Origin of the sequence: Ferrovibrio sp., assembly GCF_019636075.1 — a bacterium.
Lineage (GTDB): Bacteria > Pseudomonadota > Alphaproteobacteria > Ferrovibrionales > Ferrovibrionaceae > Ferrovibrio.
Genome location: NZ_JAHBYG010000004.1, coordinates 62,164 through 81,358, shown reverse-complemented (window position 1 = coordinate 81,358; position 19,195 = coordinate 62,164). Strand labels below are relative to the sequence as shown.

Below are 19,195 nucleotides of genomic sequence, written 5' to 3'. Positions count from 1 at the left end.
CGAAACGGAACTATATACCGCCCACAACACCCTGCCCGCGTGCTGATGCCGGTTGGGCTGCGCGTATCGGATTCATTAATAGGTCAGTAATATTGTCCTATTGGTGATTTTTTGCTTGCAGAAGACTCGGTTGGATAATAAAAGCAGGGCCAGACCGGCCTGCAGCGGCATAACCCTGCGCGCCGGGCGTTGCCTGCCCCCAGCCCCCTGCACGTCTTACCTTCGCCCCCTGCACGTCTTGCTTTCGCCCCAGGAGCATCCGGCCATGGCCGAGAAAATGTTGAAATTCGTGTCTCTGGCCCAGTCGATGCCCGACAAGCGTGCAGCCGCCGAGCGCGCCCAGGATTTCGACGAGATCTACCGGGAATTCGCCGCCGAGAAGGCCGGCCAGCAGGCCTCGCGCTGTTCGCAATGCGGCGTGCCGTTCTGTCAGGTTCACTGCCCCTTGCACAACAATATCCCCGACTGGCTGCGCATGACCGCCGAGGGCCGGCTGGAAGAGGCCTACGAGCTGTCGTCGGCCACCAACTCGATGCCGGAAATCTGCGGCCGCATCTGCCCGCAGGACCGTCTGTGCGAAGGCAATTGCGTGATCGAGCAATCCGGCCATGGCACCGTCACCATCGGCTCGATCGAGAAATACATCACCGAAACCGCCTTCACCAATGGCTGGGTGAAGGCGCCCAAGCCGCTGCATGGCGAGCGCCCGCAATCGGTGGGCATCATCGGCGCCGGCCCGGCCGGCCTGGCGGCTGCCGACAAGCTGCGCCGCCTGGGCTATGCCGTGCATGTGTATGACCGCTACGACCGCCCGGGCGGCCTGCTGATCTATGGCATCCCGAATTTCAAGCTGGAAAAGAGCGTGGTGGAGCGCCGCTCGGCTTTGCTGCGCGAGGCCGGCGTGGTGTTCCATCTGAATTTCGAGGTCGGCCGCGATGCCAGCCTGGACGATCTGCGCAAGAAGCATGACGCGATCCTGATCGCCACCGGGGTGTATAAGGCGCGCGATATCCAGGCGCCCGGCGTAGGCTTGAGCAATATCGTGCCGGCGATGACCTACCTGACCGCCAGCAACAAGCATGGCCTGGGCGATGCGGTGCCGGATTTCGAGAGCGGCGCGCTGGATGCCAAGGGCAAGCGCGTGGTGGTGATCGGCGGCGGCGATACCGCGATGGATTGCGTGCGCACCGCCATCCGCCAGGGCGCGGCCGCCGTGCATTGCCTGTATCGCCGCGACAAGGCCAACATGCCGGGCTCGATGCGCGAAGTGAAGAATGCCGAGGAAGAGGGCGTGGAATTCTCCTGGCAGACCCTGCCGCGCGCCTTCCATGGCGAGGGCAATGTTTCCGCCGTGCGCGTGGGCAGGATGAAGCTGGGCCCGGTGGATGCCTCGGGCCGCCAGAGCCCGGTGGAGATCGAAGGCGCCGATTACGACCAGCCCGCCGATATCGTGGTGAAGGCCTTGGGCTTCGACCCGGAAGATCTGCCGGCAGGCTTCAAGGCACCGAATCTGGAAGTCACCCGCTGGGGCACGGTGAAGGCCAATGCCCGCAGCCATGCCACGTCGATCCCGGGCGTTTATGCCGCCGGCGACATCGTGCGCGGCGCCTCGCTGGTGGTGTGGGCGGTGCGCGATGGCCGCGAGGCCGCGGATTCGATCCATCGTTATATCCAGGCCAAGGCGGCACCCTCTGCCGCCGCCGCCGAGTGAGTGAAGGGAGCCAGCCATGACCGATCAATACGTCTCCCGCTATCAAGCCGAAGCCGCCAAGCTGGCGGCCGAGGGCATGTACGATCCCACCGACGAGCGCGATGCCTGCGGCGTCGGCCTGGTCTGTTCGCTGGATGGCCAGCCGCGCCGCGATGTGGTGGTGGCCGGCATCAAGGCGCTGAAGGCGGTATGGCATCGCGGCGCCGTGGATGCCGATGGCAAGACCGGCGACGGCGCCGGCATCCATGTGCAGATCCCGCAGGATTTCTTCCGCGAGCATGTGCGCCGCACCGGCTTCGAGCCGGGCGAGGGCAAGCTGGGCCTGGGCCAGGTTTTCCTGCCCAAGACCGACCTGGCGGCACAGGAAACCTGCCGCACCATCGTGGAGACCGCGATCCTGGATTTCGGCCATGGCATCTATGGCTGGCGCCAGGTGCCGGTGGATGCCACCATCATCGGCGAAAAGGCCAATGCCACGCGGCCCGAGATCGAGCAGGTGCTGATCGAGAACCGCTTGGGCCATGACGACGCGGCTTTCGAGCGCGAGCTGTTCCTGATCCGCCGCCGCATCGAGAAAGCCGTGCTGGCCGCGCATATCACCGAATTCTATATCTGCTCGATGAGCTGCCGCAGCGTGATCTACAAGGGCATGTTCCTGGCCGAGCAGCTCGACAATTTCTATCCCGACCTGAAGGACGAACGCTTCGTCTCGATGTTCGCCATCTATCACCAGCGCTATTCCACCAATACCTTCCCCACCTGGAAGCTGGCGCAGCCGTTCCGCATGCTTGCCCATAACGGCGAGATCAACACCGTGCGCGGCAATATCAACTGGATGAAGAGCCACGAGATCAAGATGTCGGCGGACGCCTTCGGCGAATATTCCGACGACATCAAGCCCATCGTGCAATCCGGCTCGTCGGATTCGGCGGCACTAGACGCGGTGTTCGAAGTGCTGGTACGCGCCGGCCGCACCGCGCCGATGGTGAAGACCCTGCTGATCCCGGAAAGCTGGTCGAACAAATCCACCATGCCCGAGGCGCATCGCGACCTGTATTCCTACGGCAATTCGGTGATGGAACCGTGGGACGGCCCGGCGGCGATCTGCGCCACCGATGGCCGCTGGTGCGTGGCCGGCCTGGACCGCAACGGCCTGCGGCCTTTGCGCTACACCATCACCACCGACAAGCTGCTGGTGATCGGTTCGGAAGCCGGCATGGTGCCGGTGCCGGAAAGCCGCGTGGTGGCCAAGGGCCGCGTGGGGCCGGGCGAGATGATCGCCGTGGATCTGAAGAAGGGCCGGCTGTTCAAGGATCGTGAGATCAAGGACCGCCTGGCCGCCGAGCAGCCTTACGGCGAGTGGGTGAAGAACATCACCACGCTGGACAAGATCAAGGATGCGCCGGCCAGCGGCCCGGTTTTCACCCGCGATGCGCTGCGCCGCGCGCAACTGGGCGCCGGCCTGACGTTGGAAGATATGGAGCTGATCCTGCAGCCCATGGCGGAAGACGCCAAGGAAGCCGTGGGCAGCATGGGCGACGATACGCCCATTGCCGTGCTGAGCGAGCAATATCGCGGCCTGCATCATTTCTTCCGCCAGCAATTCAGCCAGGTGACCAACCCGCCCATCGACAGCTTGCGCGAAAAGCGGGTGATGAGCCTGCGCACCCGCATGGGCAATCTGAACAACGTGCTGGACGAGGATGCCCAGCAGGTGAAAATCCTGCTGCTGGAAAGCCCGGTGCTGAGCAATGCCGATCTGGCCCGGGTGCTGAAATACACCGAAGCCACCACCACGCGGATCGACATCACCTTTCCCGCCATCGAACAGGCGCGCGGCGACCATGCCAGCCTGCGCGATGCCATCAAGCGCATCCGCACCGAGGCCGAGAATGCCGTGCGCGGCGGCGCCGGCCATCTGCTGCTGACCGATGAAGGCCAGAGCGCCGAACGCGCGGCGATCCCCACCATCCTGGCGGTGGGCGCGGTGCATAGCCATCTGGTGCGCCAGGGCCTACGTACCTTCACCTCCATCACCGTGCGTTCGGCGGAATGCCTGGACGTGCATTACTTCGCCGTGCTGATCGGCGTGGGCGCCACCACGGTGAATGCCTACCTGGCCGAAGCAAGCCTGGTGGACCGCGTCAATCGCGGCCTGCTCGGCAAGCTGAGCGCCGAGGAAGCCATTCATCGCTTCAAGGAAGCCGTGGATGGCGGCCTGCTCAAGGTGATGAGCAAGATGGGCATCTCGGTGATCTCGTCCTATCGCGGCGGCTATAATTTCGAGGCGCTGGGCCTTAGCCGTTCGCTGGTGGCCGACCTGTTCCCCGGCATGCCGTCGCGCATTTCCGGCATCGGGTATGACGGCATCCAGAAGAAGGTTCTCGAATTGCATGAAAAGGCCTGGCGCGGCGACGTGCTCGCCTTGCCGGTGGGCGGCATTTACCGCTACCGGCGCGGCGGCGAGGCGCATGCCTGGGAAGCCAACCTGATCCACATGCTGCAAACCGCAGTGGCGACGGAAAACTACGCGCTGTTCAAGAAATATACGCTTGGCCTGCGCGACCTGCCGCCGATCGCCCCGCGCGACCTGCTGGAACTGCGCCCGGCCGGCCCGAAGATTCCCATCGAGCAGGTGGAAAGCGTCACCGAAATCCGCAAGCGTTTCGTTTCGGCTGCGATGTCGCTGGGCGCGCTGTCGCCGGAAGCGCATGAGACGCTGACCATCGCCATGAACCGCATCGGCGCCAAGTCGGATTCCGGCGAAGGCGGCGAGGCACCGGAGAATTTCAAGCCGCGCCCGAATGGCGACAATGCCAATTCGGCGATCAAGCAGATTGCTTCGGGCCGCTTCGGCGTCACCGCCGAATACCTGACCAATTGCCGCGAGCTGGAAATCAAGGTGGCCCAGGGCGCCAAGCCCGGCGAGGGCGGGCAGTTGCCCGGCTTCAAGGTGACCGAGCTGATCGCCAAGCTGCGCCATGCCACGCCCGGCGTGATGCTGATCTCGCCGCCGCCGCATCACGATATCTATTCCATCGAAGACCTGGCCCAGTTGATCTACGACCTCAAGCAGATCAACCCGGAAGCCTATGTCTGCGTGAAGCTGGTTTCCGAAGCCGGCATCGGCACCATCGCCGCCGGCGTGGCGAAAGCAAAAGCCGATGTGCTGATGATTTCCGGCCATGTGGGCGGCACCGGCGCCTCGCCGCAAACATCCGTGAAATACGCCGGCACGTCGTGGGAGATGGGCCTGAGCGAAGTGAATCAGGTGCTGACGCTGAACAAGCTGCGGCATCGCGTGAAGCTGCGCACCGATGGCGGCCTGAAATCGGGCCGCGACATCGTGATCGCCGCCATGCTGGGCGCCGAGGAATACGGCGTGGGCACGGCAGCCCTGGTGGCCATGGGCTGCATCATGGTGCGGCAATGCCATTCCAACACCTGCCCGGTGGGTGTGTGCACCCAGGCCGATGCGCTGCGGCAGAAATTCACCGGCACGCCGGAGAAGGTGGTGAACCTGTTCAGCTTCATCGCCGAAGAGGTGCGCGAATTGCTGGCCTCGCTCGGCGTGCGCAGCTTGAACGAGATCATCGGCCGCACCGATCTGCTCACCCAGGTGAGCCGCGGCGGCCAGCATCTCGACGATCTCGACCTGAACCCGATTCTGGCCCAGGCCGATGCCGGCGATTATGCGCGCTATTGCACGCAGGTGGGCCGCAACGAAGTGCCCGACACCCTGGATGCCCAGATGGTGAAGGATGCAGCGCCGGTGTTTGGCCATGGCGAGAAGATGCAGCTCGCCTACAATATCCAGAACACCCATCGTGCCATCGGCACCCGGCTGTCGTCGCATATCACGCGCAAATTCGGCATGACCGGCCTCAAGCCCGGCCATATCACCGTGCGCCTCACCGGTTCGGCCGGTCAGTCGCTCGGCGCCTTCGCCGTGCAGGGCCTGAAGCTGGAAGTGTTCGGCGATGCCAATGATTACGTGGGCAAGGGGCTTTCGGGCGGCATGGTGGTGGTGCGGCCGGCGCCGTCTTCGCCGCTGGTCGGCCAGACCCAGGCCAACACCATCATCGGCAACACCGTGTTGTATGGCGCCACGGCAGGCAAACTGTTTGCCGCCGGCCAGGCCGGCGAACGCTTCTGCGTGCGCAATTCCGGCGCGCTGGCGGTGGTGGAAGGCTGCGGCTCCAACGGTTGCGAATACATGACCGGCGGCCGCGTGGCCATCCTGGGTGCCGTGGGCGACAATTTCGCCGCCGGCATGACCGGCGGCATGGCCTTCGTGTATGACCCCGACAACACCCTGCCGATCTCGATCAACGACGAGAGCGTGGTGTATCAGCGCATCGCGTCATCCTATTGGGACGGCGTGCTGCGCGGCATGATCGAGGAGCATGTGCGCGAAACCCAATCCGCCTATGCAGCGGAATTGTTCAGCGACTGGGAAAACACCCGCACCAAGATCTGGCAGGTCTGCCCGAAGGAAATGATCGCACGATTGCAGCACCCGCTCTCGGATGCCCAGCAGGCCAAGCGGGCGTAAGCAGGCAATATAGACTTGAGGATTCGACATAACGGCGGCATAATGTCGTCGTTATGCTGACCGTTCGCATCAAACCGGAAACTGAACGCCGCCTGGAGGCGCTAGCTCGCGCTACAAAGCGGTCGAAGAGCCATTTCGTGGAACGCGCTATCCAGCAATATCTGGAAGACCGCGAAGATATTGCCCTGGCAAAAGCAGTTTTGGCGCGTCGCGAACCGCGCATCGGCATCAAGGCTTTGCGGAAGAAACTTGGCCTGGACCATTGAGTTTAGCCGCACAGCTGAAAAGCAAATTGCCAAGCTAGACCGCCGCTGGCAGCGTGAAATTCTCGATTATCTGGATCAGCGTGTTGCACGACAGAGCGATCCCACACAGTTGGGCAAGCCCTTGCGGGGCGATATGAAAGGCTTATGGCGTTATCGCATCGGCGATTTTCGCGTCATCTGCTCTCTGGAGGCAGACCGGCTGGTGGTACATGTGGTTGGCCTAGGCCATCGCAGCGCCGTTTACGAATAGCCCGCCATCCTAATCCCACCCCAGTATCCTTCCAGTACCTTGCAGCCGGCGCGCGACCACCCTACATGTTGGCTTCCTGCATAGAGGAACGAGCATGAGCGACGACAAGAGCTGGCATGGCACAACCATTCTGGCGGTGCGCAAGAATGGCCAGGTGGTGATTGCCGGCGATGGCCAGGTGAGCCTGGGGCAGACCGTGATTAAGGCCAATGCGCGCAAGGTGCGCCGGCTGGGCGATGGCAGCATCCTGGCGGGTTTCGCCGGCGCCACCGCCGATGCCTTCACTTTGTTTGAGCGGCTGGAAAGCAAGCTGGAGCGCCATCCCGGGCAGCTTGCGCGGGCCTGCGTGGAGCTGGCCAAGGATTGGCGCACGGATCGTTACTTGCGCCGCCTGGAAGCCATGATGGCGGTGGCCGATGCCAGCGTTTCCCTGGTGCTGACCGGCAATGGCGATGTGCTGGAGCCGGAAGACGGGCTGATCGGCATCGGCTCGGGCGGCAATTATGCTTTGGCTGCCGCGCGTGCGCTGATCGACCGCGACGACATGGATGCGGAAGCCATCGCGCGCCGCGCCATGGGCATCGCCGCCGATATCTGCGTCTATACAAATACCAACGTCACGCTCGAAAAGTTGAGTGGGGAGAAACTGTAATGGCCGATTTTTCGCCGCGCGAGATCGTGTCGGAACTCGACCGCTTCATCATCGGCCAGCATGATGCCAAGCGCGCCGTGGCCGTTGCCCTGCGCAACCGCTGGCGCCGGCAGCAATTGCCCGAGGCGTTGCGCGAGGATGTGCTGCCGAAGAATATCCTGATGATCGGCCCCACCGGCGTGGGCAAGACCGAAATTTCGCGCCGCCTGGCGCGGTTGGCCGGCGCCGCCTTCATCAAGGTGGAAGCCACCAAGTTCACCGAGGTGGGCTATGTCGGCCGCGATGTGGAACAGATCATCCGCGACCTGCTGGAAACCGGCATCGCCATGGTGCGCGAACGCAAGCGCAAGGAAGTGACCGCGCGCGCCGAACTGGCCGCCGAGGAGCGCCTGCTGGATAGCCTGGTGGGCGACAAGGCCAGCGCCGATACGCGGCAGAAATTCCGCAAGCTGCTGCGCGAGGGCGAACTCGATGCCCGCGAGATCGAGATCGAATTGTCGGATGGCGGCAGCGGCGGCCTGGGGGGCGGCCTGCCGCTATTCGAGATTCCCGGCATGCCCGGCGGCCAGATGGGCATGATGAATCTGCAGGATGTGCTGGGCAAGGCTTTGGGCGGCGGGCGGCGCAAGCCGCGCAAAACCACCGTGGCCGATGCCATGCGTGCGCTCACCCAGGAGGAAAGCGACAAGCTGCTGGATCAGGACAGCCTGGTGAAGGAAGCCATCAGCCAGGTGGAGCAGAATGGCATCGTGTTCATCGACGAGATCGACAAGATCTGCGCCCGCACCGAATATCGCGGCGGCGGCGATGTGAGCCGCGAAGGCGTGCAGCGCGATCTGCTGCCGCTGATCGAAGGCACCATCGTGAACACCAAGCATGGCCCGGTGAAGACCGACCATGTGCTGTTCATCGCGTCTGGCGCCTTCCATATCGCCAAGCCATCCGACCTGCTGCCGGAATTGCAGGGCCGGTTGCCGATCCGCGTGGAATTGAAGGGCCTGAGCAAGGACGACTTCAAGCGCATCCTCACCGAGCCGGAAACCAGCCTGCTGAAGCAATATGTGGCGCTGCTGGGCACCGAGGATGTGCGGCTGGATTTCACCCCCGATGGCATCGATGCGATTGCCGGCCTGGCGGCGGCGGTGAATGAGGGCGTGGAGAATATCGGCGCCCGCCGGCTGCACACGATTTTGGAGCGCGTGCTGGAGGAGATCAGCTTCGCCGCCAGCGACCATGGCGGCCAGACGCTGAAAATCGACGCCGCCTATGTGAATACCCGGGTGGGCGACCTGGCGAAAAACACCGATCTGAGCAAATTCATCCTCTGATTACAGAGCGTGATAGGGGTCACAAACCGGGCGATCCAGGCCCGGTAGCGACTTCGTGATCGGCAAACCGGCTTGGCAAAGCGATTTTTCGCACCCATATGCGAGTCATGGTGGAGTTCCTCTCCGCCTTCGGCATGGTGCATCCCCCCATTCGCATCATGCCAGCTTACCGCGTCTTCCCCCGACGCGCGAAGCCAGCGCCCGGTTGGTCCATCCCCCCGATTTTGGACCACCGGGCGCTTTTTTTCTTGCCGCATAACGGCTTAAGGCCTAAATCGGGGCCCATGAAAAATCCCCCGCGCAGCTATCTGCTGGCCGGAGACGCGCCGGTAATGCCAGCCCTGGCCAAGGTTTTGACAGGCTTTAGCGAGGCCGTGCTGCTGGCCCGGCCGGAAGGCGATCCTGCCGGGGATGCGGCCCTGGCGGCAGCGCTGGGCCTGCCGGTCTGGGGCCGGGGCTATGGCGCCTGGGACAGCGCCGCCGGCGCGGTGGCCGAGGCCCGGGCGGCTTTCGGCGGGCTGGATGCCCTGGTGCATGCGCCGCAGCAAAAACCCGATACCGGCGGCATTCTGGCGGCCGAACCCTGGGCCGCCGAGGCCGCTTTGCGCGATCCGCTGTTTCAGGCCTATTACCTGGCCGCCGCCGCCGCGCCGGTGTTGCGCCGGGATGGCTGCCTGCTGTTCATCGGCCATGCCTCGGGGATTTTCGGCGCCGAGGATGGCGCCGCCCGGGCCGCCGCCAATGCCGGATTGCTGGGCCTGGTGCGGGCCCTGGCGCGCGAATTGGCGCCGCGCGGCCTGCGCGCCAACCTGCTGCTGCCGCTGGATGGCTGTGCGCCGGAGGATGCCGCCATCGTGGCGGCCTGGCTCTGCGCGGCCGAAAGCGACGGCCCGTCGGGGCAGGTTTTTCTCTGCCACGACCGCGCGGTATGGTTGCTGGGCCAGGGCGGCGTGCAGATCGGCGGCGAAACCCGGCGCATTGCCCGGCTGGAGCGGCCCTGGGATATTGCGACATTGCGGCAGGCGACGCGGGAAGCGTTTTCGCCGTATTATTTCCAGGCGGGGGTGGAAGCAAACCACCTCGCCCAACGATAAAAACGACCGACCCCGAGATTACAGGAGCATCCGATGAACAGCCCTCTCGTCGCAGATTCTGGCCGCGTTGTTGAACCCAGCGTGCAGCAGGCGCGCCAGGCCTATTACCAGCGGATCGGCGGCAGCAAGCTGGCGCCGCTCTGGGAAGTGCTGAGCGCGCTGGTGATCAAGGAACCCAAAAGCGCCTGCCAGCCGGCTTTGTGGCATTACGACGATGTGCGGCCCTATATCATGGAAGCCGGCGCGTTGATCACCGCGCGCGAGGCCGAGCGCCGGGTGCTGATCCTGGAAAATCCCGGCATGCCCGGCCAGTCGCGCATCACCACCTCGCTCTATGCCGGGCTGCAGCTGATCCTGCCCGGCGAAGTGGCGCCCTCGCACCGCCATGCGCAATCCGCCCTGCGCTTCGTGGTGGAAGGCTCGGGCGCCTACACGGCGGTGGATGGCGAAAAGACCATCATGGAGGAAGGCGATTTCGTGATCACACCCTCCTGGACCTGGCACGACCATGGCAACGACAGCGACAAGCCCATGGTGTGGATGGATGGCCTCGACATTCCGCTGATCCAGGCGCTGGATTGCTCTTTCCTGGAACGCTATCCGGAAGAGATGCATCCGCAGACCCGGCCGGCCGGCGATGCTCTGGCGCGCTATGGCAATGGCCTGCTGCCGCTGGATTATGAATCGCCGCGGCTCAGCTCGCCGGTTTTCAACTATCCCTATCGCCGCACCCGCGAGGCGCTGGAAACCATGCGCCGCAGCCAGGAATGGGATCCGATCCATGGCCTGAAGGTGCAATACGTCAATCCCGTCACCGGCGATTACGCCATGCCGACGATTGCCACCTTCATGCAATTGCTACCCAAGGGCTTCGATGGCGACAGCTATCAATCCACCGATGCCACGGTGTTCAGCATCGTGGAGGGCGAGGGTTACAGCATGATCGGCGGCCAGCGCTACGATTGGCGCAAGCGCGATGTGTTCGTGGTGCCGAGCTGGGTGAAGCACAGCCATCATGCGCCCAATGGCGATGCGGTGTTGTTCAGCTATTCGGACCGCGCGGTGCAGAAGAAGCTGGGGCTGTGGCGCGAAAGCCGCGGCAACCGCCAGTGATGGACAGCTAACGATGAGTAACCCGCGATGAATAACCGGCCGCCGCGCTTTATCGTTGCCAACGACGATGACGAACCCGAAGACGACGCGCTGTATCCCTCCCATGATGATGGGATGGAGGGCGATGCATCCGACGATGATGAAGATTCATCGGTTGCCGCAGATGATGTGGATGCCCTGCGCGCGATTGCCCGCCTGGCGCAATTGGCCGGCGGCATCGACTGGTTCGGCGCCTGCGGCCAGCCGTTGCAACGCGCCGATATCGCATTGCTGAACGAGTATTGCGCCGCCATCGGCGTGTTCGATCCGCAGATCGACCGGCCCGATGGCTGGCAGGCCTTGAGCGATATCATCCGCGAACCGGATTGGGATGCCGAACTCTGGCAGACCGAGGAACAGGCGATGCAGGCGCTGATGGAAAGCCTGGCCGAACGCGATGTATCGGAACACGATCTGCTGGTGGCGCTGAACCATGCCGGCACGCGGGCCACCGAGGCCGTGCGCGAAAAGCTGGAAGGCCTGATGGATGCCGCCGGCTTCGCCGATGACGATCTGCTGGAAGCCGGCATCCAGGCCGCCATGCAGGCAACGCAGCAAGCCGCCCTGGTGCTGGCCGCGCAGGCCTTGCTGGGCGATGCGTTGGAGGCAGATGGGCAGCACCCATTCGCGTTGAAATTCCGGCTGTTCGAACGCGGCCATTGGCCGCTCGGCCTGGTGGGCGGCAGCTATCGGATTTTTTAATCCAGGATTTTTTCAATCCCGGATTTTTCAATCCCTGGTGCCGATCTCCTGGCGCCGGCCATAGAGGAAAATCGCCACCACGATGCCGCCCAGCACCAGGCTGAGCACCACGCCCAGGATCATCGGGATAACCGCTGCCGGATCGAGATCCTGCTGCATGCCGAACCAGAAACGCCAGGCCATATAGGCCGCGCCCAGCAACGCACCCAGCAAGGCCAGGGTGATGGCGATGGCGAAAATACGGTCGGCGCGCGAATGCATGGGGCTACTCCAATCCCGGCGGGCGGCTGCGGCGCCGCTCTGTTACGGTGAAACTCCGTTACGGTGAGAATGGGCAATTGCCGCATAAAAGCAACCAGGTGCGACACTTTGCCTGCGCGGGTCGATCCGCTACCATCATGCCATCGTATGAGGATGCCGATGGCTGCGAAAAAACCCAAGACAGAGACAGACTTTCCCAAGCGGGCGCTGACCCTGGCGACCTGGAACATCAATTCGGTGCGTGCGCGCCAGGATCTGATGCATGGGTTTCTGCAGCAATATGCTCCCGATATCCTGTGCCTGCAGGAAACCAAGGTGCGCGACAGCGAATTTCCCCACGACCTGTTCGTGCAGCACGGTTATGCGCATCGGTTGATCCAGGGCCAGCCGGGCTATAACGGCGTGGCGATCTTCGCGCGCTTTCCCATCGAACTGGCCGAGGCCCGCAAGCTGGTGGGGCGCGACGACAAACGCCATATCGCCGCGCGCCTGCCCGATGGCACGGTGATCCACAATTATTATGTGCCGGCCGGCGGCGATATTCCCGATCCGAAAAAGAACGACAAGTTCCAGCATAAGCTGGATGTGCTGGCGGAGATGACGGCCTGGTCGAAAGGCCTGGGCCGCAAGGGCAAACGCCATGTGCTGGTGGGCGATCTCAACATCGCACCCTTGGAAAGCGATGTCTGGTCGCACAAGCAACTGCTTGATGTGGTGAGCCATACGCCGGTCGAAACCGAAGGCCTGCTGGCGCTGCAGAAAACCCATGGCTGGCTGGATGCCATGCGGCATTTCGTCGGCCCCAGCGAAAAGCTGTATAGCTGGTGGAGCTATCGTTCGCCGGATTGGGAGAAGGCCGACAAGGGCCGCCGGCTGGACCATGTCTGGCTCAGCCCCGATCTGGCGCCGGCGCTGAAAGGCTGTCAGGTGGTGAAGGCCATGCGCGGCAAGGAAAAGGCCTCCGACCACGCGCCCGTGCTGGCAACGCTGGATTTGGCGGCCACGGGGGGTTAGATTTTCCGCAGGTCATGACTTTCGAGAGGGCTTTCCCATGCGTCTCAGCTTTCCCTGGCAAATCGGGCGGATTCTGAAGGTTCAACGATTTGTCGTTGCGGCCATGATGCTGGCGCTTGCCGGCTGCGCCAGCGGCGCCGGCGGCGGCAAGGGTAAGGAAGTCACCTTCTCCGCCGATGCGGTCAAGCCGGCCATGCCGCAGCCCGCCGCGGCCAGCCTGAAGCCCGGCCTGGCCACGATGTATTTCCATGGCCGCTACGACCATATCAACGACATGCCCTCGCTGGACAAACCGGCCGAGATGGCCAAGGGCCGCCCGGGCAAGCCGGTGGCGCCGATCGACGAAATGTCGGGCAGCGGCGTGATGTGGGAGAGCCAGGATTTCCAATTCTTCGGCGTGGTGTTCACCGGCTTCATCAATTTCGACAAGCCGGGCACCTACCACATCACCGTGAATTCCAACGATGGCATCCGCATCTATATCGGCGGCAAGATGGTGCTGGAAGATCCCTTCGTGCATGCCGATGCGATGGCCAATCCGGTGGCGCTGGATATCGCCGCGCCGGGCTGGTATCCGATCACCATGCAGTATTTCCAGAAACGCAACACCGCCACGCTGCAATTCTTCTGGCAGCCGCCCAATGCCAACAACATGAGCATCATCCCGGCCAGTGCCTTGATGCATGTGCCGAAGTAAGCACCGCTTTCCTCGACCGCTTTCCTCGCCCTCGGACCCAAGGCATTCTCGGCCGAGGATCTATGCCGGCTTTTCTTCTTCCGTCACCCTCGGACTTGTTCCGAGGGTCCATACCCAACGCCACGCCATTACCCAATGATGGATGCCCGGAATAAATCCGGGCATGACGGGCAGAGAAACCACCCAAGACCGCCACCCTCGGACCCAAGTCGCGTTCTTGGCCGAGGGTCCATGCCCAACGCCGCGCCATTACCCAACGATGGATGCCCGGACTAAATCCGGGCATGACAGTAAAGAGAAGCGCCTATAGGCCCCAATCAGGATCCGGCACGGTGGCGAAAACCGAGCGCAAGCCTTCGCCCCAGCGGCGGCGAATATCGTTGAAATACGGATCTTCCGCATCGATGCGGCGATGCAGGGCGGGCTTGAATTCGTCCTTGCGCAGGATCAGCAGATCCAGCGGCAGGCCCACCGAGATATTGGAGCGCAGCGTGCTGTCCATCGAGATCAGCGCGCATTTCGCCGCCTGCAGCAAAGGCGTTTCCGGCACGATCACACGATCCAGGATCGGCTTGCCGTATTTCGCTTCGCCGATCTGCAGATAGGGCGTGTCGCGGGTGGCGCGGATGAAATTGCCGGCGAAATACAGCATGTAGACTTGCGGCGGCCGGCCGGCAATCTGGCCGCCCAACAGCATGGTGAGATTGGGCTCGATGCCGTTTTCCTTCAGCGCCTCGCCATCGCGGCGCGCCACTTCGCGGATCGCAGCCCCCACCATGCCGGCGGCCTCGAACATCCGGGTGGCCAGCATCAGATCGTAGGATTTGCCATCGGCATCGGTGAAACCATCGCGCAGCAGCGACACCACCGACTGGCTGAGCGACAGATTGCCCGCCGTGGCCAGGGCCAGCACGCGCTCGCCGGGTTGCTGCCAGAGATGCATCTTGCCGAAGGTGGCGATGCTGTCGACGCCGGCATTGGTGCGGCTATCGGCGAGCATGACGATGCCTTCGTCGAGATTGAGGCCGACGCAATAGGTCATGATGCTGGAAACTCCCTAGGATTCGGACTCATTCAGGCCGGTCCGATGCTTATGCCGTATGCATGAAATCCTGCGCGATCGCCACGCCCAGTTCGATATTGCGATCGATCGCCTCGGTGAGATATTCGTGCAGGCCGACCGACAGGATGTCGTCGATGCTGCCATAGCGCAATTGCATCAGGATGCGTTCGGCCAGCCGCACCGAGGGAAAATCGCGGCGGTAATCGCGGCGCAGCTCGTCGAGAATCTCCACGATCTCGCCGAAGCAAGCATGCAGGCTGCGCGGCATGTCGTCGCGCAGCACCAGCAATTCGGCCACCCGCAGCGGGGTGATGGCATCGCGGTAGATCTGGCGATAGATGCGGAAAGACGATACCGAGCGCAGCAGCGCGCCCCATTGATAATAATCCACCGCGCCGCCCACATCCTTCGAGGATGGCAGCAGGATATGGTATTTCACATCCAGGATTCGCGCGGTGGAATCCGCGCGTTCGATCAGCGTGCCGAGCCGCATGAAGCGATAGGCATCGCCGCGCTGCATGGTGCCTTCCGCCACGCCGCGAAACAGATGCGAGCGGTCGCGCACCCAGTCGAAAAAGCCGCGCAGGCCATCGCTTTCCACCTTGTCGAGCGAGAGCGTGCGCATTTCCAGCCAGGCGGCATTGATGCTTTCCCAGGCCTCGTTGGTGATTTGCGCCCGCATGGCGCGGGCATTTTCGCGCGCGGCCAACAGACAGGCGGCGATGGAAGAGGGATTCTCGCGCTCGAAGGCCAGGAAATCGATCACCGAACGCGGGCTGGCGGCACCGCCGCGCAAGGCAAACGGCTTTTCGCAACCGGCGATGATCAGCGTGGCATTCCACTGGTTCATGCCGGCATCGGCGCCCATCAGGCTCATGCGATGGGTGACATCCAGCATGCGCGCCATGTTTTCGGCGCGCTCCACGTAGCGCATCATCCAGTAGAGATTGTCGGCGGCGCGGCTGAGCATCACACGGCCCCGCTGCTGGTTTGCGATTGCGCCTGGCCCGTTGGCGTGTCTGCGGCCTGCATATCTGCCGGCGGTGCGTCGAGCGGCCCGGGCTCCAGGATCCAGGTATCCTTGGTGCCGCCGCCCTGGCTGGAATTCACCACCAGCGAGCCTTCGCGCAACGCCACGCGGGTAAGCCCGCCGGGCACGATGCGCGTGGTGTTGCCCGACAGCACGAAGGGCCGCAGATCCACATGGCGCGGCGCCAGGCCCTGGTCCACGAAAGTGGGGCAAGTGCTGAGCGCCAGGGTGGGTTGGGCGATATAGGCTTCCGGCTTGGCGATGATCTTGGCGCGGAAGGCCTCGATCTCGGCCTTGCTGCTGCGCGGGCCCACCAGCATGCCGTAGCCGCCGGAGCCATGCACTTCCTTCACCACCAGCTCGGGCAGATGTTCGAGCGTGTATTTCAGATCGTCCGGCCGGCGCAGAATGTAGGTCGGCACATTGGCCAGCAAAGGCTCTTCCGCCAGATAGAAACGCACCATCTCGGGCACATAGGGGTAGATCGACTTGTCGTCGGCCACGCCGGTGCCCACCGCATTGGTGATGGTGATGTTGCCGGCCTTGTAGGCGGCGAACAGGCCCGGCACGCCGATCATCGAATCCTTGCGGAAGGCCTGGGGATCGAGGAAGGCATCGTCGAGCCGGCGATACAGCACGTCCACGCGCTTCAGCCCGCCCACCATGCGCATGTAGACGCGGTTGTCGCGCACCACCAGGTCCGAGCCTTCCACCAGCTCGATGCCCATCTGCTCGGCCAGGAACACATGTTCGAAATAGGCCGAGTTGAACACGCCGGGCGTGAGCAGGGCGACGGTGGGTTCGTCGTTGCAATTCGGCGGCGCGCATTCGCGCAGGGTCTGCAGCAATGCATCGGGATAATGGCCCACCGGGGCGACGCGCACGGCGCCGAACAATTCCGGGAACAGGCGCATCATCGCTTCGCGGTTCTCCAGCATGTAGGAGACGCCGCTGGGCGTGCGGGCATTATCCTCCAGCACGAAGAATTCATCCTCGCCGGTGCGCACCAGGTCGATGCCGGCGATATGGCTGTAGATGCCATGCGGCACTTTGAAGCCGGCCATGGCGGCGGTGTATTGCTCGTTGCCGGTGATCAGGTCGGCGGGGATCTTGCCTTCGCGCAGGATCGCCTTGTCGTGGTAGATGTCGTCGAGGAAGGCATTCAGCGCCTTCACGCGCTGTTCCAGCCCGCGGCGCAGGCGCGCCCATTCGGAGGCCGAGAGGATGCGCGGCACGATATCGAAGGGGATCAGGCGTTCGGTATCGCCGCCTTCGCCATAGACCGCGAAGGTGATGCCCAGGCGGCGAAACAGGGTATCGGCTTCATGGCGCCGCTGCTGCAGGCGGTCGCTCTGCGCGGTTTGCAGCCATTGCGCATAGCCGCGATAGGGGGCGCGGATGGCACCCGCGGCATCGGTCATCTCATCGAAGGCCGGCATCGCGTCACTCTCCCCCGATCGGCCGGCGCAACTGGCGGCCCCTTGACGGCAAGATTGAACCTAATCCGACGAACTCTCGTTCGTAAGACTATATCGGGCGGCAATGTTAGATGAAAGAGGGGGGTGGGATGAAAGAGGGGGGGCCGAAAAGATGCGGCCCGGGCCGACGGGTGGGTGTGTCGGTCCGGGCCGCAAGTGTGCGTGTCTTATTGCACCGTCTCGCCGTGCAAGTTGATATCGAGGCCGTCACGCTCGGTAGCCTCGTCGACACGCAGACCGATGGTCCAATCGATGATCTTCAGCAGGATCAGGGTGACGATCGCGGTGAAGACGATGGTGATGATCACACCATAGACCTGGGTCAGCACCTGGCCGGCATTGCCGTCCAGCAGGCCCAGCGGCTCGTCCTTGCCGGCAATCGCGGCCTTGGCGAACACACCGGTGAGAACCGCACCGACGATGCCGCCCACGCCATGCACGCCCCACACATCCAGGCTGTCGTCGTAGCCCAGGGCGTTCTTCACGCTGGTGGAGGCGATGAAGCAGATCACGCCGGCAACGATGCCGATGATCAGCGAGCCCATGGGATCCACGAAGCCGGCAGCCGGGGTGATGGCGACCAGGCCGGCCACGGCACCCGACACGATGCCCAGCACGCTGGGCTTGCCGCGCGTGATCCACTCGGCGAACACCCAGGCGAGCGCCGCAGCAGCGGTGGCGATCTGGGTGACCAGCATGGCCATGCCGGCATTGGTGGTGGCACCGGCAGCCGAGCCGGCATTGAAGCCGAACCAGCCGACCCACAGCAGGGAGGCGCCGATGATGCTCAGCGTCAGATTATGCGGCGCATGGGCCGACTTGCCGTAGCCGGCACGCTTGCCGAGCACGATGGCGGCCACCAGGCCGGCCACGCCGGCATTGATGTGCACCACGGTGCCGCCCGCGAAATCGAGCACGCCCATCTCGCCCATCAGGCCGCCGCCCCACACCATGTGGGCAATCGGCGCGTAGACGAAGATCAGCCACAAGGCGGTGAACCAGAGCAGCGCCGAGAACTTCATGCGATCGGCGAAAGCACCGGTGATCAGCGCCGGGGTGATGATGGCGAAGGTCATCTGGAAGGTGAGGAACACGGTTTCCGGAATGGTCTTGGCCAGATCGTTCACGCTGTCGATGGCAACGCCGGACAGGAACAGGTTGCCGAAGCCGCCGATGAAGGCATTGCCTTCCGAGAAGACCAGGCTGTAGCCGATGATCATCCACAGCACGCTCACCAGGCAGGTGATGGCGAAGGACTGCATCATGATGGTGAGCACGTTCATCTTGCGGACCATGCCGCCGTAGAACAGCGCGAGGCCCGGGATGGTCATCATCAGCACCAGGGCGGTGGAGGTGAGCATCCAGGCGGTGTCGCCGGAATCGAGCTTCGGCGCCTCATCGGCGGCGAAAGCATGGAACGGCGTCAGCGCCAGCATGGCCGCCAACGCGAGCAACAGCCAGCCGAGCTGGCTTCCTTGAGTCCGGGAAACGGCGGGGATCGCCGAAACGGTGAGACGTGGCATAGTCGAAGACCTCCTGCTTGATGGACCCGCACCAACCGCCGGCCGCCGCCCGGATGCTCCTCGATGCCTCCCTCACCCCCCATGCGGGGATAGTGCGAGGGCATCTCGATTGCTCCGCAGCGGCCAGCCCACCCGGCACGCGCCTGAACTGGGAGTTACAAGAAGCGTGCCAGAAACCGCCTCGGCATGTGCACCGCAACAAATTGTGGGTCAGACGCGATTCAAAGGCGATTCAGCCCTGAATCCACCACCGGACCCATTGCCTCGGCGCCGGCTTTTTGCTCATACCGCCGCATAGCCGGTCAAAAATTATGCTAAAATTGTGGCGGTGAGCAAAAAATAGGCTTTTGTTGGCTGGATTGTATCACCGCTGGAAGCGAAACCAAGCAGCTTTCGGCCCTGGAAGCTGCATTGCCGGC

Annotated in this window: 16 protein-coding genes; 11 read left to right on the top strand and 5 right to left on the bottom strand. The window is 63.5% G+C overall.

The features are described 5' to 3' along the window. Positions 1 to 265: 265 nt before the first annotated feature. The 9 genes from KF827_RS03250 (at position 266) to KF827_RS03210 (ending at position 11,710) form a co-directional block, all read left to right on the top strand. Positions 266 to 1,711 carry an NAD(P)-dependent oxidoreductase gene (locus KF827_RS03250; RefSeq protein ID WP_290999987.1) on the top strand — a complete coding sequence of 482 codons (1,446 nt, stop codon included), beginning with the start codon at positions 266 to 268 and terminating at the stop codon, positions 1,709 to 1,711. A gap of 16 nt (positions 1,712 to 1,727) precedes the next feature. Next, positions 1,728 to 6,266, top strand: coding sequence for a glutamate synthase large subunit (gene gltB, locus KF827_RS03245; RefSeq protein ID WP_290999984.1), 4,539 nt, complete (start codon positions 1,728 to 1,730; stop codon positions 6,264 to 6,266). Positions 6,267 to 6,319: 53 nt separating this feature from the next. Next, positions 6,320 to 6,532 (top strand): ribbon-helix-helix domain-containing protein, encoded by a 213-nt coding sequence (locus tag KF827_RS03240; protein WP_290999981.1) that lies wholly within the window; start codon positions 6,320 to 6,322, stop codon positions 6,530 to 6,532. Further along, positions 6,516 to 6,782: a type II toxin-antitoxin system RelE/ParE family toxin gene (locus KF827_RS03235; protein ID WP_290999978.1), complete on the top strand. Its 267-nt coding sequence runs from the start codon at positions 6,516 to 6,518 to the stop codon at positions 6,780 to 6,782. The genes KF827_RS03240 and KF827_RS03235 overlap by 17 nt, the downstream gene beginning before the upstream one ends. 94 nt (positions 6,783 to 6,876) lie before the next feature. Further along, positions 6,877 to 7,434 carry an ATP-dependent protease subunit HslV gene (gene hslV / locus KF827_RS03230; protein WP_290999975.1) on the top strand — a complete coding sequence of 186 codons (558 nt, stop codon included), beginning with the start codon at positions 6,877 to 6,879 and terminating at the stop codon, positions 7,432 to 7,434. Continuing rightward, positions 7,434 to 8,762 carry an ATP-dependent protease ATPase subunit HslU gene (gene hslU / locus KF827_RS03225; protein WP_290999972.1) on the top strand — a complete coding sequence of 443 codons (1,329 nt, stop codon included), beginning with the start codon at positions 7,434 to 7,436 and terminating at the stop codon, positions 8,760 to 8,762. The genes hslV and hslU overlap by 1 nt, the downstream gene beginning before the upstream one ends. 284 nt (positions 8,763 to 9,046) lie before the next feature. Next, positions 9,047 to 9,856, top strand: a complete 810-nt coding sequence (locus KF827_RS03220) for an SDR family oxidoreductase (RefSeq protein ID WP_290999969.1) — start codon at positions 9,047 to 9,049, stop codon at positions 9,854 to 9,856. A gap of 33 nt (positions 9,857 to 9,889) precedes the next feature. Beyond that, positions 9,890 to 10,969, top strand: a complete 1,080-nt coding sequence (gene gtdA / locus KF827_RS03215) for a gentisate 1,2-dioxygenase (RefSeq protein WP_290999966.1) — start codon at positions 9,890 to 9,892, stop codon at positions 10,967 to 10,969. Positions 10,970 to 10,996: 27 nt separating this feature from the next. Beyond that, complete coding sequence (locus KF827_RS03210) at positions 10,997 to 11,710, top strand: hypothetical protein (RefSeq protein ID WP_290999963.1); 714 nt, start codon at positions 10,997 to 10,999, stop codon at positions 11,708 to 11,710. 27 nt (positions 11,711 to 11,737) lie between these two features. Here KF827_RS03210 and KF827_RS03205 read toward each other — a convergent pair whose 3' ends face one another. Continuing rightward, on the bottom strand, positions 11,738 to 11,971 hold the full coding sequence (locus KF827_RS03205; protein WP_290999958.1) for a hypothetical protein: 234 nt from the start codon (positions 11,969 to 11,971) through the stop codon (positions 11,738 to 11,740). A 159-nt stretch (positions 11,972 to 12,130) separates the two neighbouring features. On the opposite strand from KF827_RS03205, the gene xth reads away from it, so the two are divergent. Together xth and KF827_RS03195 are read left to right on the top strand one after the other, a co-directional pair. Continuing rightward, positions 12,131 to 12,985 (top strand): exodeoxyribonuclease III, encoded by an 855-nt coding sequence (gene xth / locus KF827_RS03200; RefSeq protein ID WP_290999955.1) that lies wholly within the window; start codon positions 12,131 to 12,133, stop codon positions 12,983 to 12,985. Positions 12,986 to 13,022: 37 nt separating this feature from the next. Further along, positions 13,023 to 13,682 (top strand): PA14 domain-containing protein, encoded by a 660-nt coding sequence (locus KF827_RS03195; protein WP_290999950.1) that lies wholly within the window; start codon positions 13,023 to 13,025, stop codon positions 13,680 to 13,682. Positions 13,683 to 13,986: 304 nt separating this feature from the next. Here the strand turns inward: KF827_RS03195 and KF827_RS03190 are convergent, their stop codons facing one another. The 4 genes from KF827_RS03190 to KF827_RS03175 form a co-directional block, all read right to left on the bottom strand. Then, positions 13,987 to 14,724 (bottom strand): peptidase, encoded by a 738-nt coding sequence (locus KF827_RS03190; RefSeq protein WP_290999947.1) that lies wholly within the window; start codon positions 14,722 to 14,724, stop codon positions 13,987 to 13,989. 49 nt (positions 14,725 to 14,773) lie between these two features. Continuing rightward, positions 14,774 to 15,715, bottom strand: a complete 942-nt coding sequence (locus KF827_RS03185; protein WP_290999945.1) for an alpha-E domain-containing protein — start codon at positions 15,713 to 15,715, stop codon at positions 14,774 to 14,776. Then, complete coding sequence (locus tag KF827_RS03180) at positions 15,715 to 17,214, bottom strand: circularly permuted type 2 ATP-grasp protein (protein ID WP_290999943.1); 1,500 nt, start codon at positions 17,212 to 17,214, stop codon at positions 15,715 to 15,717. Before KF827_RS03180 ends, KF827_RS03185 begins: the two co-directional genes overlap by 1 nt. Before the next feature lie 206 nt (positions 17,215 to 17,420). Beyond that, positions 17,421 to 18,776 carry an ammonium transporter gene (locus tag KF827_RS03175; protein WP_290999939.1) on the bottom strand — a complete coding sequence of 452 codons (1,356 nt, stop codon included), beginning with the start codon at positions 18,774 to 18,776 and terminating at the stop codon, positions 17,421 to 17,423. Positions 18,777 to 19,195 lie beyond the last annotated feature (419 nt).

Coding starts and splice junctions, on each gene's coding strand:
- KF827_RS03250 (WP_290999987.1), top strand. CDS start 266: ATGGCCGAGAAAATGTTGAAATTCGTGTCTCTGGCCCAGTCGATGCCC.
- gltB (WP_290999984.1), top strand. CDS start 1,728: ATGACCGATCAATACGTCTCCCGCTATCAAGCCGAAGCCGCCAAGCTG.
- KF827_RS03240 (WP_290999981.1), top strand. CDS start 6,320: ATGCTGACCGTTCGCATCAAACCGGAAACTGAACGCCGCCTGGAGGCG.
- hslV (WP_290999975.1), top strand. CDS start 6,877: ATGAGCGACGACAAGAGCTGGCATGGCACAACCATTCTGGCGGTGCGC.
- hslU (WP_290999972.1), top strand. CDS start 7,434: ATGGCCGATTTTTCGCCGCGCGAGATCGTGTCGGAACTCGACCGCTTC.
- KF827_RS03220 (WP_290999969.1), top strand. CDS start 9,047: ATGAAAAATCCCCCGCGCAGCTATCTGCTGGCCGGAGACGCGCCGGTA.
- gtdA (WP_290999966.1), top strand. CDS start 9,890: ATGAACAGCCCTCTCGTCGCAGATTCTGGCCGCGTTGTTGAACCCAGC.
- KF827_RS03210 (WP_290999963.1), top strand. CDS start 10,997: ATGAATAACCGGCCGCCGCGCTTTATCGTTGCCAACGACGATGACGAA.
- KF827_RS03205 (WP_290999958.1), bottom strand. CDS start 11,971: ATGCATTCGCGCGCCGACCGTATTTTCGCCATCGCCATCACCCTGGCC.
- xth (WP_290999955.1), top strand. CDS start 12,131: ATGGCTGCGAAAAAACCCAAGACAGAGACAGACTTTCCCAAGCGGGCG.
- KF827_RS03195 (WP_290999950.1), top strand. CDS start 13,023: ATGCGTCTCAGCTTTCCCTGGCAAATCGGGCGGATTCTGAAGGTTCAA.
- KF827_RS03190 (WP_290999947.1), bottom strand. CDS start 14,724: ATGACCTATTGCGTCGGCCTCAATCTCGACGAAGGCATCGTCATGCTC.
- KF827_RS03185 (WP_290999945.1), bottom strand. CDS start 15,715: ATGCTCAGCCGCGCCGCCGACAATCTCTACTGGATGATGCGCTACGTG.
- KF827_RS03180 (WP_290999943.1), bottom strand. CDS start 17,214: ATGCCGGCCTTCGATGAGATGACCGATGCCGCGGGTGCCATCCGCGCC.
- KF827_RS03175 (WP_290999939.1), bottom strand. CDS start 18,776: ATGCCACGTCTCACCGTTTCGGCGATCCCCGCCGTTTCCCGGACTCAA.